Raw genomic sequence first — 14026 nt, forward strand, 5'->3', positions numbered from 1 at the left:
AATCAAAGGAAGAATTGTAATGGATACAATTTGGCCAGAGGCGTTACCAAAATCCAAAGGGCCTAAATACACACTGGTTGCTGACACAATCCGAAAGGCTATAGATAACAAATTGTTGGAGGTCGGCACAAAACTGCCACCAGTGCGGGAACTTGCGTATCGACTGCAGATTACCCCTGGCACGGTTGCGCGGGCCTATACGATTTTAACAGATGAAGGATTGTTACAAGCCGAGGTCGGACGTGGTACATTTGTGGCGCCTCCGAAATCGCCCATTCTGGATGATGTTTGGGCAAGGCAGCTTCACCTTCAGGACGACAAATACAACGCCAATGTCAGCCTGTTCAGTCCGCGATTGGCAGATGTGGGGCAGGTGGCGTTGATCCGGGAATGCCTGCAAAAGGTTTCGCAGGCCGATCCGGGAATGTTCATGAATTACCCAACGCGCGACGCCTATCAACCCACACGCCAGGTGGTAGTGGATTGGCTATCGGATTTGCCGCTGGGGGCATTGTCACATGACGACATTGTTCTGACCCACGGCGGCCAGAACGGAATATGCCTCGTGTTCCAGACGATTTTACGGGGTGCAAAGCCAATCGTGCTGGTCGAAGACCTGTCCTATGCAGGTTTTCGCCGGGCAGGGGAGCTAATGCGCGCTGACGTAGTTGGGGTGAAAATGGATAAATGGGGAGTTGATCCCTTGGCGATGGAGCACGTCTTGCGCCAGTCTCCGGCGCAGGCGATTTGCGTCTCGCCCGAAGTGCAAAACCCCACCGGGTCACACACCCCCCTTGAACGACGCAAAGAGATTGTCGAAGTCGCCCGCCGTTACGATGTCCAGATTATCGAGGACGACTGCTATCGCATGGGCGATGCGCGCGAACCCAGCTTTCGTGCGTTGGCCCCAGAGCGGGGGTGGCATGTCTCGTCGATTTCAAAAGTTCTGACGCCCTCTCTGCGCGTCGGGTTTGCCATCGCGCCCCGAGAAAGAAGCGTGGATCTTAGGCGGTCTGCCGAATACGGGTATTTCGGGCTGGCTCAGCCGTTGGCTGAACTGACGCGGCTTTTGCTGTCTGATCCAAGAACACGGCAAGTGACCAAAGACGTTCGCGCAAAAATGGGTGAATACGTGCGGGTGGCCGTCAATGCTCTGGGAGGGTTTGAACTAAACTGGGCACCCGATGTACCATTTGTCTGGCTGAGCCTCCCGTCTGGTTGGCGCGCCGCCGCCTTCAGTCGCGCGGCCGAGCGTGAGGGGATACAGCTGCGATCCGCTGACGAATTTGCCCTGCGAGACGGAAGAGCGCCAAATGCTGTGCGCATTGCCATGAACGGGCACGTCTCATTGGAACGGTTTGAGGATGCGATGCAACGATTGCGGCTACTGCTGGACAATCCGCCCGAGCAAATCAGCGTTTGATCGTGGGGTAAAATAATACCTATTTTTTAAAGCATTGTTATTGCAGCGATAAAACTGATTTGCTGCGCTTGACCAGCATTGCACACACCTCTAAACACGCTGCATCGAATTCGGGCCGCTCCGTCGTGGGGCGGTCTTTCACATCAAACAGGACTATCCTGCCATGAAAACCTTTTCTGCAACACCTGCAGACATCGACAAGAAGTGGATCCTGATCGACGCCGAGGGCGTTGTTCTGGGTCGTCTTGCCTCGATCGTCGCCATGCGCCTGCGTGGCAAGCACAAAGCGTCGTTCACCCCGAACATGGACATGGGCGACAACGTCATCGTGATCAACGCTGACAAAATCCAGATGACCGGCAAGAAGCGCGAAGAGAACTTCTACTGGCACACTGGCCACCCGGGCGGCATCAAGTCGCGCACCAAACAACAAATCCTTGAGGGCGCACACCCCGAACGCGTCGTGACCCAAGCGGTCAAGCGCATGCTGCCGGGCAACCGTCTGGCGCGTCAGCAAATGACCAACCTGCGCGTTTACGCCGGTGCCGAGCACCCGCACGAAGCCCAGGCCCCCGAAGTTCTGGACGTTAAGTCCATGAACAAGAAAAACACCCGGAGCTAATGACCGATGGCTGATCAGATCAATACTCTCGAAGAGCTGAGCGCCGTCGCAGGCGTTGAAACCGTGGCCGAAGAAGTCATCGTGCGTGAACCCGTACGTGACGAGCTGGGCCGTTCGTATGCCACCGGCAAGCGTAAAGACGCTGTTGCCCGCGTTTGGATCAAGCCGGGTTCCGGCAAGGTCACCGTAAACGGCAAAGACCAGGACAAGTACTTTGCTCGTCCGGTTCTGCAGCTGATCCTGCGCCAGCCGTTCCAGGTTGCCGGTGTTGAAGGCGAATTCGACGTTGTCGCAACCGTCAAAGGCGGTGGCCTGACCGGTCAGGCCGGTGCGGTCAAGCACGGTATCTCGAAAGCGCTGCAGCTGTACGATCCGTCGCTGCGTGGTGCTCTGAAAGCCGCTGGCTTCCTGACCCGCGACAGCCGCGTTGTGGAGCGTAAAAAATACGGTAAGCGCAAAGCGCGTCGTTCGTTCCAGTTCTCGAAGCGTTAATCGCTACGAAACTTCGAAATGCAAAAGGGCTCGCGTTTGCGAGCCCTTTTCTTTTGGCGTTTGGCTGTGCCGCATCTCTCGAAACCGGAAAAATGCGGATATCTATTTTACCGTCAGGAATGGGCTGCCCTGAACGGGCAACCCGTTAGGTTTATTGCCCGGACAGAAGGTCACGGAGTTCCTGTATCTTCGCTGCAATTGTCTCGGGTGATGCCTTGATGTCATCCAGGATCTCTATGGCTTGTGTTTTCAGGTCCTGCGCCAAAGTGCTTTCCTGAACTGCGGCTACCATAGTGTCATAGTCGAAGTTTTCGAGGGTAAGCGTGCCATCCTCAATCCATGAATTGACTAGATCCTGACCCTGTCCTGCAAGGGCCGCAACTTCTTCACCGGCCTGATTGGCCAGATCCGTAGCTGCCTGGCTGGCCTGATCGGCCGCCTCTGACGCTTGATCGGAAATCGAAGAAGCTGCTTGGCTTGCCTGTTCTGTAACTGCGTCAGCCGCGTCGCTGACCGCGTCACTTGCGTCTTGCGCCGCAGATTGAAGTTGTTCGGCGGGCGTGGGATCAGGTTGGGAGGCGTAGTAATAGATGCCGGTGCCAATAGCGGCGATGACTACAGCTAATAAGATAGTGCGCGACATGTGTCTCTCCTTTTGGAATGTGTCGCCGAGATGGGTTAAAGTTAGCGGGTATCAAAGGGGAATTCCCGGAAAATCCCTTCAAAACGAGGGATTGAGCCGGGGAATGCCAATTGGATGAACCCATACGGCGATTTAACGCCGCCCGGCAGCAGCCCGCTTTGAGCTGAATGTTCTCAAAAGCCGATTAGGAAATGTATGGCAGAGAGACAGGGGTACGAACCCTGGGTAGGCTTGCACCCACAACGGTTTTCGACCCGTTTCTGATATTAAGCTAAAGTCGTCACATTATAAATAAGGGCTTTGCGGCGGCAAAATCGGCACAGTCGGCGCGGAAAGCGGGCAGGGGTGTCATAGAAAAGCGTCATAGTGATTAGAGATGATTGAACCTCTTCAGCGGCTATCGAAACGGCACTGAGGATCGGAAAGGCGGGAAGTAGTCATTCGTTGCAAACTGCAAGAATGTCGGCAGTGAGGAAGGCGCGTTCTATGGAACAAGCGGGGCCATCAATCAAAACCCATCCGATATTTCCGTACTGGTCAGGAACAAGAACCTAATTGGCAAATCTATTACGGCCAATCGGGAAAAGAAGAGAGATCGTCGGGAACAGACCGCATCCTTTGCGCACAGTCCAGTGCAGCGGTTTTGGCACCCAGTATTAACGGCAGCAAGCGGCCATCAGGCGGTAAGTGATCTGGGCAGCGGTGAAATCCCACGCCGCGTCACCGTTGGGCGCGAGTTCTACCACATCAAAGCCAACGCAGCGCCGCCCTTTTAGCGCATTTTCCACCAGGTGAAGCGCCTGATAGAACGACAATCCGCCAGGGACAGGTGTTCCGGTTGCGGGCATTTGGCTTGGGTCGAGCCCATCCACGTCAAAGCTTACATAGATCAGTTCGGGAAAATCTTCGGGCAGTTCTACGGCGTGGATGTTACTTGTTACCAAGTCTTCCGCATCAATGTGAAAGACGTTGTAGGTCACCCGGCTTTCGGCCTCTTGCGGGCACAGAGCCCGCACACCGAACTGGGCCAGACGCACACCGTCCTCGGCCAAGAGATGCATAACCGACGCATGTGAGTGTTTCTGGCCTTGATAGGCAACGCGCAGGTCAGCGTGGGCATCGATTTGCACAATCCCAATCGGCTGCCCCAGTGCACGCACGACGCCAGAAACGGCCCCGTAGCTCAGCGAATGCTCGCCGCCAAGGGTCACGGGAATCTTGCCCGCTTTCACGACGGATTCGGTCTGCGCAGCAATGGCTTCCATAACGTCGGGCAACGCGCCATCACAATCCACTGGCGCGTGGGTATGGATGCCTTCGGCGCAAGGTTCCTTGCCTCTGCACAGGCGCTCAAGTTCATTTGACGCCTCGATGATCGCAGCGGGGCCGGCCGCGGTACCAGATCCGTAGGAAACTGTGCGCTCCAAAGGCACGGGGATCACATGAAATCGCGCCGCTTCGCCGCGTTCGCCTTCAGTAAGCTCACTGTCGAGAAAAACGCTCATGAGAGGCGCTCCTTAAAGTCTTGATAGCCAAACTGTTTCACGATGTGCAGCGCGTCGGTCTCGCTGTTCCACAAGGCTATTGTGGGCAGTGGTACGCCGTTGAAGGTGTTGGTTTTGACCATCGAATAATGGCCCTGATCGAGAAAGGCAAAGCGTTGGCCGATCTCAAGCGGCGTAGCCCATGTGAAGTCGCCAATTACATCGCCTGCCAGACAGGACGGGCCGCCAAGCCGATAGGTGTTTCCCGCCTCAGCTTCGCCCATCAGAGCAGGGCGGTAGGGGGCTTCGATTACGTCGGGCATGTGACACGTCGCGGAAATGTCGGTGATGGCAAGGGGCATGCCATTTACCGGCAAGTCGAGGATTTCACCCACGAGAATGCCTGCATCAAGAGCAACCGCCTCACCGGGTTCCAGATAGACCTCGACACCGTGTTTCGCCTTGACCCCTTTCAGAAATGCCACCAAAGCCTCGCGATCATAATCTGCGCGGGTGATGTGGTGTCCGCCACCGAAATTCACCCACTTCAGATTGGGCAAGTAGGGCGTTAGTTTTGCTTCGACCGAAGCCCAGGTTCGAGCCAAAGGTTCAAAACCCTGTTCACAAAGCGTGTGCATGTGAATGCCGTCTACGCCCGTCATGGTATCCGCTGCCAGCATGCTGACCGGAGTTCCCAATCGAGAACAAGGCGCGCAAGGGTCGTATTTTGGGATTTCGCCCTCGGAATGTTCTGGGTTGATGCGCAACCCAACCTGAACCCTTGCAGCCTGCGCCTGAGCAAGAAATCGGTCTTTCTGGGCGGGGCTGTTGAAGACTACATGATCCGAGAGGTCGAGGATTTCTGCCATCTCCTGCTTTTTATAGCCCGCGCAGAAGGTTGCGACTTCACCGCCATATTCCTCACGGCCCAGACGCGCCTCGAATACACCGCTGGCACACGTGCCGCCGAGATACTGCCGGACCAATGGCGCTAAAGAGAACATGGAAAATGCCTTGAGCGCGCTCAGCACATGGGCACCAGAGCGGTCGGACACGTCCTTGAGAATAGTAAGGTTCCGCTCTACTGCCTTTTGGTCGACGACGAAACAGGGACTGGGCACGCGGTTCAGGTCAAAGTCGCGAAACGCTCCGGCATCACCGGCTTGGGTGGTCATCAACTCGGACATGGCACCCTCCTTGGATTGGAAAGAAACCCGCCCCGGACATGGTCAGGGGCCTTTGGGATTTTTGCGCGACGCCCCGGGTCAGGCCCGGGGCGCACAGGTCTTAGAACTCGACCGGGCCGTCCAACTCATGCACCTGCCACGGCAGACCGTGGTCGTTGAGCATGTCCATGAAGTTGTCCGGGTCGAGCTGTTCCATGTTCCACACGCCGGGTTCAATCCAGTTGCCCTTGAGAACCTGAGCAGTGCCGATCATCGCCGGAACGCCGGTTGTGTAGGACACGGCCTGCGAGCCGACCTCGGCATAGCATTCCTCATGGTCGCAAATGTTGTAGATGTAATAGGTTTTCTCACCCGAGCCGTCCTTGGCCTGGCCAGTAGCGATATCGCCTATGCAGGCTTTGCCCTTGGTTTGTTCGCCCAGATCGCCGGGATCGGGCAGAAGGGTTTTCAGGAACTGGATCGGAATGATCTCTTTGCCATCATGAATCACCGGGTCAATCCGGGTCATGCCGACGTTTTCAAGAACTTTGGCATGCATGATGTAGGCGTCGCCAAAGGTCATCCAGAAGCGTGCGCGCTCGATCTCCGGGAAGTGGGTAGACAGGCTCTCCAACTCTTCATGGTACATCAGGTACATGTTTTTCGGGCCGATACCCGGGAAATCGAATTCGACCTTGTGGGTCATGGCCGGCGTGGTCTGCCAGTCGCCGTGCTCCCAATGACGTGCCTCCTGCAGCACTTCACGCAGGTTGATTTCCGGATTGAAGTTTGTGGCAAAGGCCTGGTCGTTCGAGCCGCCATTGGCATCCAGCACGTCGATCTGTCGGATCGTGTCGAGCTTATGTTTTTTCAGCCAGGTTGCAAAGACCGAGGTCACACCCGGGTCAAAGCCGGACCCGAGGATCGCCACAAGACCAGCTTCCTTGAATTTGTCCTGATAGGCCCATTGCCAATGATATTCGAACTTGGCCTCGTCTTCCGGCTCATAATTGGCCGTGTCGAGATAATGGCACCCCGCTTCAAGGCAGGCATCCATCAATTTCAGATCCTGGTAAGGTAGTGCCAGGTTCACCAGAATTTCAGCTCCGGTTTCGCGGATCAAGGCCACGGTGGCGTCCAAATCCATTGCATCCAGTTGCGCGGTCTTGATGTCCACGCCAACGCGTTCTTTAACGCTTGCGGCAATAGCGTCACACTTGGATTTGGTCCGGCTGGCCAGCGTGATATCCGTGAAGATATCGGCATTCATTGCCATCTTGTGAACAGCGGCATGGCTAACGCCGCCAGCGCCTACGACAAGTGTCTTTCCCATAGGTTCCTCCTGAGCGTGGTTATTCAAAGTAAGTGTATCCGTTCATCGAGTCGCGATAGGCCCCGATCAAAGTTTTGCGTTCGTTGGCCTTGATTTCACCAGCCGAAATCGCTTCGTCCACCATCTTGCGGAAAGCGGCGATGCAATCGGCCGGATCATACTCGACATAAGAGAGCACCTGAGCGATCGTGTCTCCTTCCTGTTCGTGCAGCAGGTCGAATTTGCCGTCTGCCCGAAGGTCGATCGTCACAACATTGGTGTCCCCGAAGAGGTTGTGCAGGTCGCCCAGTGTCTCCTGATATGCTCCAACAAAGAACACGCCCAGGTAATAGGGCTGGTCTTCAGGAAGCGAATGAACCGGCAACGAAGGCGCAACTTCGCCGTTTAGGATAAACTGGTCTAATTTCCCATCACTGTCACAGGTGATATCCGACAGAACCGCACGGCGATCAGGTGCCTGGTTCAACATCTGCAAAGGTACGATGGGATGCAGCTGATCGATCGCCCAGACATCCGGCAGGGACTGAAATACAGAGAAATTGCAGTGATATACGTCCGCTATCTTTTGCAGCTCTCTATCCAGCTCGCTGTTTTGTTCAGCTTCATGCGCAATGTCCTTGATCCGCGCCATGAGATTCAGATAAACGCGTTCGGCCCGCGCCATCTGGCGCAGACCCACATGGCCACGCCGAAACAGGGCGCGCAGTTCGTCCCTGTAGAAACGTGCATCATTCCAACACTCCTGCACCCTTTCCGGGACAAGATAGCCAGAAATTGCCGCCAGATCCGCCAGAAGATGGTGATCGTCAGGGCCTGCCGACGGTGCATCCGGGGCATCATATAGGGTGGTTTCCAACACATCGAAAATCAGCATCGACGAGGTTGCGGAAACCGCTCGCCCGCTTTCAGTTACAAGAACCGGATGATCAACGCCTGCTTCATCCATGGCATAGGTTACGGTTTCCACCACATTGGTACAGTACTCTTCCATCGAGTAGTTGATCGAGTTTTCGGAAGCCCGCTTTTCACCAGTGTAGTCTACCCCGAGACCACCGCCCAGATCCAAATGCGTGAGCGGCACTCCTTCACGGGTAAGCTCGGTAAAATACCGGCAGGCCTCGGTAACGGCCCGGCGCACATCATTGACGTCAGGCACTTGGCTTCCGAGATGGGAGTGCTGCAGTTTCAAACAATGCAACAACCCTTCGCTACGCAAACGGTCCAGAACCCGCATAAGCTGTTCGGTGTTCATGCCAAATGCCGAGCGATCACCCGAGCTGCTTTGCCACTTTCCGCTGATCTTATTGGTTAGTTTCACCCGAACCCCAAGCAGCGGTTCGATCTGCAATTCCCGGGCGGCTTCAATGACAATCTCGACCTCTTTCGGGCTTTCCAATACAATGACTGTGTTGAACCCCAAGCGCCGGGATAGGATCGCAAGGCGGACAAATTCAGCGTCTTTCACCCCATTGCAGATGATGAGCGCGTTTTTCGACAAACGATGGGCCAGCGCGACCACCAGTTCCGGTTTTGACCCGGCTTCAAGCCCGTAATCGTACTGGCGGCCAAACTCGACAATGCGATCCACCACTTGGGCCTGTTGATTCACCTTGATCGGGAACACTCCGCGATAGGGCGCCTGATATCCAGTCTTGCGAATTGCATCAGCAAAGCTGTCGTTGAGGTGACGGATCTCCGCCTCCAGAAAGCTTTTGACGCGCAGCACCAGTGGGCTTGCGATGCCGCGCTGCTGCAGGTCATGCAGAATTTGCGGCAAGCTGATGGCAGCGGCCTCGGGGTGGGCTGGATCACACAGGGCAACATCGCCGTTGGGTAAAACGGTGATCAGGCCTTTGCCCCAATGGTCGATGCCATAAATGGAGGCGGAAGGAGGTCGTTCTTCGGTCATTAGAACAAACCTTTTTCAAAGATGTATTGAAGATAGGAGTGCAGGCGCGGAGTTAGTCCCGAGATGGACTACGCGGGTTCGATCTGTCCGGCATTATTGAGATGAAGCCATTTCATCTACGAGCACTCCTGGTCAAACTCTCCTCAGAAAGTTGGACGGCAAGTATATATGCCGGGGCAGTGAGTCAATAATAGAATTCGATGCCCAACACGCAAATGCTTCTGACTTCCCTCCGATACTGTCAATACTGGTACCAGCGCCGTTTCGAACAAACCGTTCGTATTTGTTAACAAACTGACGGCTATTAAGCTGATCTTTTCGGACAGCACCTCTAGGGCCAACTTTGAAAACAAACCGGACCTTCGTCGAGAGCTGGGAATTTGTCGGCTCTCGGCTGCCCATATTGGCGACCCAATTGTTCTAGATTTCAATCGCTTCAGCGATGGCCATGGTATCCTCAAGTTCGACGCCACGATACCTGACTCTGCTGTCCATCTTTGTGTGCCCTAGTAGAAGCTGAACGGCACGAAGGTTGCCTGTTTTCTTGTAGATCTGGATGACTTTCGTTCGCCACATCGAATGTGTGCCGTAAGCACTGGCTTCCAATCCAACCATAAGTCCGTCTTCCATCCATTTCTCGACGGATGCTCGGGTGCCTTCCTAAATCTCAATCCGGACTTGCTTGAGCGTCTTGCTCTACAGGACTGAAGCGCCCTCCTTAATCTGGCCGGACGCCATTACAACCACAATTTTCATCTTAACTAGGTCGCAGCCACTAAGCTTGCTGTCGATAGCCATATTGAACAGGGCTGGATTCCGATGATTCCCTGCCAACTCAAGGCGTACCCGGATCACCCAGACATGCCTAGGTTTCAGTAGTCGGTTCTGACGGACAATTCTGCCTTTGTTCCAGAGTGTTCGAAGCACGAATGGCAGGTAAGTTTGATGTTTCCATGATTGATCCTTTGAGCCGACATTCCCTCCCAAAACGACAACCCGACATTGGCGCAGACTTGAAAACGCAAGATGCCGCGCCGCCTCCGGCGACGGCAGTGAGCCCTTAGCGCACTTTCGTGTGGATATAGTATGCCAACCGAAATGACCCGAGGGGTTGCGGGCCCTTAGTTGTGACTAACGTGTGTTGTTTCAAAGGTCTCAGCCCTTGGGCGTATACCAAATTGGCGAAGTGTACGCGCGTTCCTGCGTTGACGTCGGGACCTCTGCAGGAAGTTCATCCCCGAACCGGACGGCGTCGTAAATTGTCCACCTTGGGGTGGGAATTTCCAGGACGCGGGCATAGTAGAAAGCGGGCGTAGAGGGATCGAAATCGGGGTCTGTCCAAACGGTGATCAGTTCCGGGGACCCAATCGAATTGGTAAACGTACCCGTTGCAACATCCACGGTATTCCCCACCGCCGGCAATTTTCCGTCAGCGTCCAGTTCTCGGTCTCCCGACCAAGCCACGTCATAAACCCGCTCTTCAGTGTCGCCGTTGGCATTTAACCAACCCTTCACAATCTGAATACGGTCGAGATTGCCGGAAAATGGGTCTTTCAGGGCAGCGATGAGGAAAGTTGGGGCGTTTGCGCTCTCAGGGGCTTGTGAGAGGTCTCCACCCATCGGAACGCCTTTTTCGTATCCTATTTCGGCGGGCAAACGGGATCTTGCATCTTCTTCCGTAAAGTCCCAGGCACCAAAGAAACGGACCGCAATGCGACTACCGGTTGTCCCGTAAACCTCTTTCCGTTCCATGGCGTCGAATATGGCTTCGCGTGTGTTGTCTTCAGCCCAAACTGCTGCGTAGCCAGAGGCCGCCATTTCCCACCCGAGAATCCTCAAGGCATCAAACTCTCCAACGACATGCTGCCAACGGCCAGGTTCCGGCTCGACACCGGAGTGTTTGCCAAAGAAATTGTCTTCTTCCGCCGTTGCCAAAGCCGTATGGCTGTCGGTCGAGCCCACTACTCCGAACTTGTATGGATTGGTGCCGAGCTGAGCCTCTAGTTTGAGACCATTCTTCAAAGCCTCGCGCGCGTATTCGTACTGAAGCATCCAGTCTTCTTTGGGTGTCGGACCCAGATTGGATTTATCCCAGGTTTCATAGTCGGCAAACTCATCGTTCGGGCTGAGAAACGGGTGAGTTTCTCCATCACCCTTGATCTGGGTGATCTCATACATCGGCTCCCACTTAGCACGCCGCTCTGCGTAGTCTTCGGTCAAAGGCTCACCCGTTTCCGGGTTGGTTTCGACCGGAAACATCAGGCCGTTGGAGACGTTGCCGTTGTGGGCAAGGGCCAGTACACGGCCGCCAGTCTCTAGTTCATAAGTTTCCATCCAGTCCCACAAACGTTCGGGATTAAAGGTTTCTGCGGTTGTGAAAGGCAGCATCTGCCGTGCGCGAATGGCATCATCTCGGTAGATCACGTTGCGGTGCAGGTTGTTGCCAGCTTCGGTGGACGTCCATTCGTATCCGATGAACGCTGTGAATGTGCCGGGGTCATTATGATGATCCGCAGTTTGCGTGAAATCGTCCCAAACGGATTGTACAAACCTTCGATCTGAAACAGCCTCGGGAAGCGCGTCTCCGGTGATGCCCGCAAAGGTTTCAATAACTTCCATTGTTGCGCCAAGCGCAACGTCCCCGCCGGCGTTAAGGCGTTCGTTCCAGTCTCGAAGTGTGGGATCACGCATCAGCGTGGAGTTCCCTGCAACGATCTCATTCATAGCGCCCATGGCATCTGAGTGATCGGATACGACAAGCCAGTCGAGCGGGCGCGACAACTGCACGCGGAGGCCATGCGATGTGGTGACTTCCTCACCACGTGCAAACCTATAGGCATCGTCCGGGCTCAGAATGACGCCAAATCCGCGCGCGTCGAGCGAATTTGACGTGTGCAGGTGAGTGTCACCCCACAGCGGGCGTGTAGGAAAGTCTCGACCTGCATAGGGCGAGAAATCAGCAGGCGCGGGTTCACGCATATCATCAACAGAGATGGTCATCTCTCCAACTTGCCCACCTTGACCGGCCTCTTGAGCATTTGAAGAACTTGCTATGAATGCTGCGGAAACTATTGCTGTCGATGTCGTCAGAAAAAACTTCATTGGAACCTCCCAGCCGAGCTGAATGCCAGCCTATGGCAACACCGAAGTGGTTGTTCGTCAAGGAAAACAACGGTTTTTCTTAGTTCTGCACAAAAGATCTCGGACGGCAGCTTCGCCCGTAACTTTGACGTTCAGACGCTGTGCTAAAGTTCCGCAACGAATGGATGTTCTTGACGACTGGTTACTTGGTTCTTCAGTCTTGAGCCCGTGATCTTGTTTGGAGGCGTTGTTATGAAGTGGTTGTCGCGCACATTCCTACTGTCTTTATCTCTTCTATTTGCCACGGGCGCTTCAGCTCAAGAAAAACCCAACATCGTATTCATATTTCTAGATAATTTTGGTTGGGGCGAACCTGGGTTTAATGGAGGCGGCATAATCCGAGGTACAGCGACTCCCGAGATGGATGCCCTCGCTGCGGAGGGATTGCGACTCACAAATTTCAACGTGGAAAGCCAGTGCACACCGTCCCGCGCTGCGACTATGACAGGACGGTACGGTATCCGAAGCGGTAACCACACAGTTCCACTGGGAGGCGGCGTTTACGGTCTGACCCAATGGGAAATCACCATGGCCGAGATGCTAAAGGATGTTGGATACAACACAGCCATGTACGGCAAGTGGCACCTTGGGTGGACCGAAGGGCGCTATCCAACGAATCAAGGATTCGACGAATTTTACGGCGTTGAGACCACTGACGTTACAGTCTGGCGTACGCTTCCTGGATTTGCTGAAGCCAATATGGATGAGCCTGTGGTGATGCAAGGTATTGCAGGCGAGCAAGCAACCATCGCGCGTGACTACGATCTGGACTATCGCGGCGAGATAGATGGCGACCTAACAAAAAAAGCTATCGACTTTATCGAAGCAAAAAGCGCCGAAGAGGTGCCGTTTTTTGTCTACCTTGCCTATACACAGACCCACTATCCAAACATCGCATCCGATGAGTTTGATGGCGCCACTGGTAATGGAGTCTGGGCCGACATTCTACTTCAGACAGATACGTACATCGGGCGCATAGTCGATGCGCTTGAGGCTGCAGGTGTTTCGGACGACACAGTGGTGATCTTTACTGCCGACAACGGTCCCGAAGCTCTTCCAGTTGGAAACGCCAATGTCTCGCCCGTGCCCGCGGTGCATGGCACCGCCGGGCCTTGGCGCGGTACTCTGTTCACCAGCCTCGAGGGCAGCATGCGCGTGCCTTTTGCGATCAAGTGGCCAGGAAAGATCCCTGCTGGTTCAGAAAGCAACGATGTTGTCCACTCAATGGACCTCTACCCGACACTTGCGGCTTTTGCAGGAGGCAAGGTGCCTGACGACAGGGCGTTTGATGGCGTCGACCAGTCCAAGTTCTTTCTTGGTGCCCAGCCAAACTCAAACCGAGAAGGCGTGATCGTTTACATGGGAGAGCAAATATTCGGTGTGAAATGGAAAAATTGGAAAGTTCTCTTCAAAGAGAATACGACGGCTTTCGGAGCAACAGAGTCCTTCGATACACCAAGGGTCTACAACCTTCTGAATGATCCACACGAGCGTGAAAGCGTACTATTCCCGCACACATGGGCGGCCGAAAAGGCGCTGCCTCAATTGCAAGAGCACATTGTAACGTTCGAAGAATACCCTGCAATCCCACCAGGAACGCCTGATCCCTACGAACCACCCAATAACTGAGCAGCTGTTTCGTCTGCGATGTGTGAGTTCGCGCGACACTAGATCATTCTCATGCATCGAATGCCTCCTTTGACGGACCGCGACTTAGCATTTTGCCTCACCGGTTGCGTCTCAGGTCAGGTTCCGATCCCAAAGGTATTTTCGCCATTTTTTAGAGTTGTTAAGCTTCTCGGGTGGCCCTGTT

Annotated in this window: 10 protein-coding genes and 1 pseudogene; 4 read left to right on the forward strand and 7 right to left on the reverse strand. The window is 54.7% G+C overall.

The genetic code is table 11. The features are described from left to right. Positions 1 to 19 precede the first annotated feature (19 nt). The 3 genes from ACR0IY_RS02315 (at position 20) to rpsI (ending at position 2537) form a co-directional block, all read left to right on the forward strand. Positions 20 to 1423: an aminotransferase-like domain-containing protein gene (locus ACR0IY_RS02315; protein WP_480670240.1), complete on the forward strand. Its 1404-nt coding sequence runs from the start codon at positions 20 to 22 to the stop codon at positions 1421 to 1423. A 163-nt stretch (positions 1424 to 1586) separates the two neighbouring features. Continuing rightward, entirely contained in the window at positions 1587 to 2045 is a 459-nt protein-coding gene (gene rplM, locus ACR0IY_RS02320) for a 50S ribosomal protein L13 (RefSeq protein ID WP_039536983.1), read from the forward strand. 6 nt (positions 2046 to 2051) lie between these two features. Further along, entirely contained in the window at positions 2052 to 2537 is a 486-nt protein-coding gene (rpsI, locus tag ACR0IY_RS02325; protein ID WP_039535473.1) for a 30S ribosomal protein S9, read from the forward strand. 151 nt (positions 2538 to 2688) lie between these two features. On the opposite strand, the gene ACR0IY_RS02330 is transcribed toward rpsI, so the two are convergent. The 7 genes and pseudogenes from ACR0IY_RS02330 to ACR0IY_RS02360 form a co-directional block, all read right to left on the reverse strand. Continuing rightward, positions 2689 to 3180 (reverse strand): hypothetical protein, encoded by a 492-nt coding sequence (locus ACR0IY_RS02330; protein ID WP_480670241.1) that lies wholly within the window; start codon positions 3178 to 3180, stop codon positions 2689 to 2691. A 656-nt stretch (positions 3181 to 3836) separates the two neighbouring features. Continuing rightward, positions 3837 to 4685 carry an agmatinase gene (gene speB / locus ACR0IY_RS02335; RefSeq protein ID WP_480670242.1) on the reverse strand — a complete coding sequence of 283 codons (849 nt, stop codon included), beginning with the start codon at positions 4683 to 4685 and terminating at the stop codon, positions 3837 to 3839. Beyond that, positions 4682 to 5851 carry a carboxynorspermidine decarboxylase gene (locus tag ACR0IY_RS02340; protein WP_480670243.1) on the reverse strand — a complete coding sequence of 390 codons (1170 nt, stop codon included), beginning with the start codon at positions 5849 to 5851 and terminating at the stop codon, positions 4682 to 4684. The genes speB and ACR0IY_RS02340 overlap by 4 nt, the downstream gene beginning before the upstream one ends. Before the next feature lie 100 nt (positions 5852 to 5951). Continuing rightward, positions 5952 to 7163 (reverse strand): saccharopine dehydrogenase family protein, encoded by a 1212-nt coding sequence (locus ACR0IY_RS02345; RefSeq protein ID WP_480670244.1) that lies wholly within the window; start codon positions 7161 to 7163, stop codon positions 5952 to 5954. 19 nt (positions 7164 to 7182) lie between these two features. Continuing rightward, positions 7183 to 9072 (reverse strand): biosynthetic arginine decarboxylase, encoded by a 1890-nt coding sequence (gene speA, locus ACR0IY_RS02350; protein ID WP_480670245.1) that lies wholly within the window; start codon positions 9070 to 9072, stop codon positions 7183 to 7185. 420 nt (positions 9073 to 9492) lie between these two features. Further along, positions 9493 to 10027: pseudogene (locus ACR0IY_RS02355) on the reverse strand (site-specific integrase). A 200-nt stretch (positions 10028 to 10227) separates the two neighbouring features. After that, positions 10228 to 12174 (reverse strand): DUF3604 domain-containing protein, encoded by a 1947-nt coding sequence (locus tag ACR0IY_RS02360; protein ID WP_480670246.1) that lies wholly within the window; start codon positions 12172 to 12174, stop codon positions 10228 to 10230. A 231-nt stretch (positions 12175 to 12405) separates the two neighbouring features. On the opposite strand from ACR0IY_RS02360, the gene ACR0IY_RS02365 reads away from it, so the two are divergent. Beyond that, a complete protein-coding gene (locus ACR0IY_RS02365) occupies positions 12406 to 13842 on the forward strand; it encodes an arylsulfatase (protein ID WP_480670247.1) in 1437 nt (478 codons plus the stop codon). The last annotated feature ends 184 nt before the right edge of the window (positions 13843 to 14026 follow it).

This window comes from Ruegeria sp. BC1 (assembly GCF_056539305.1).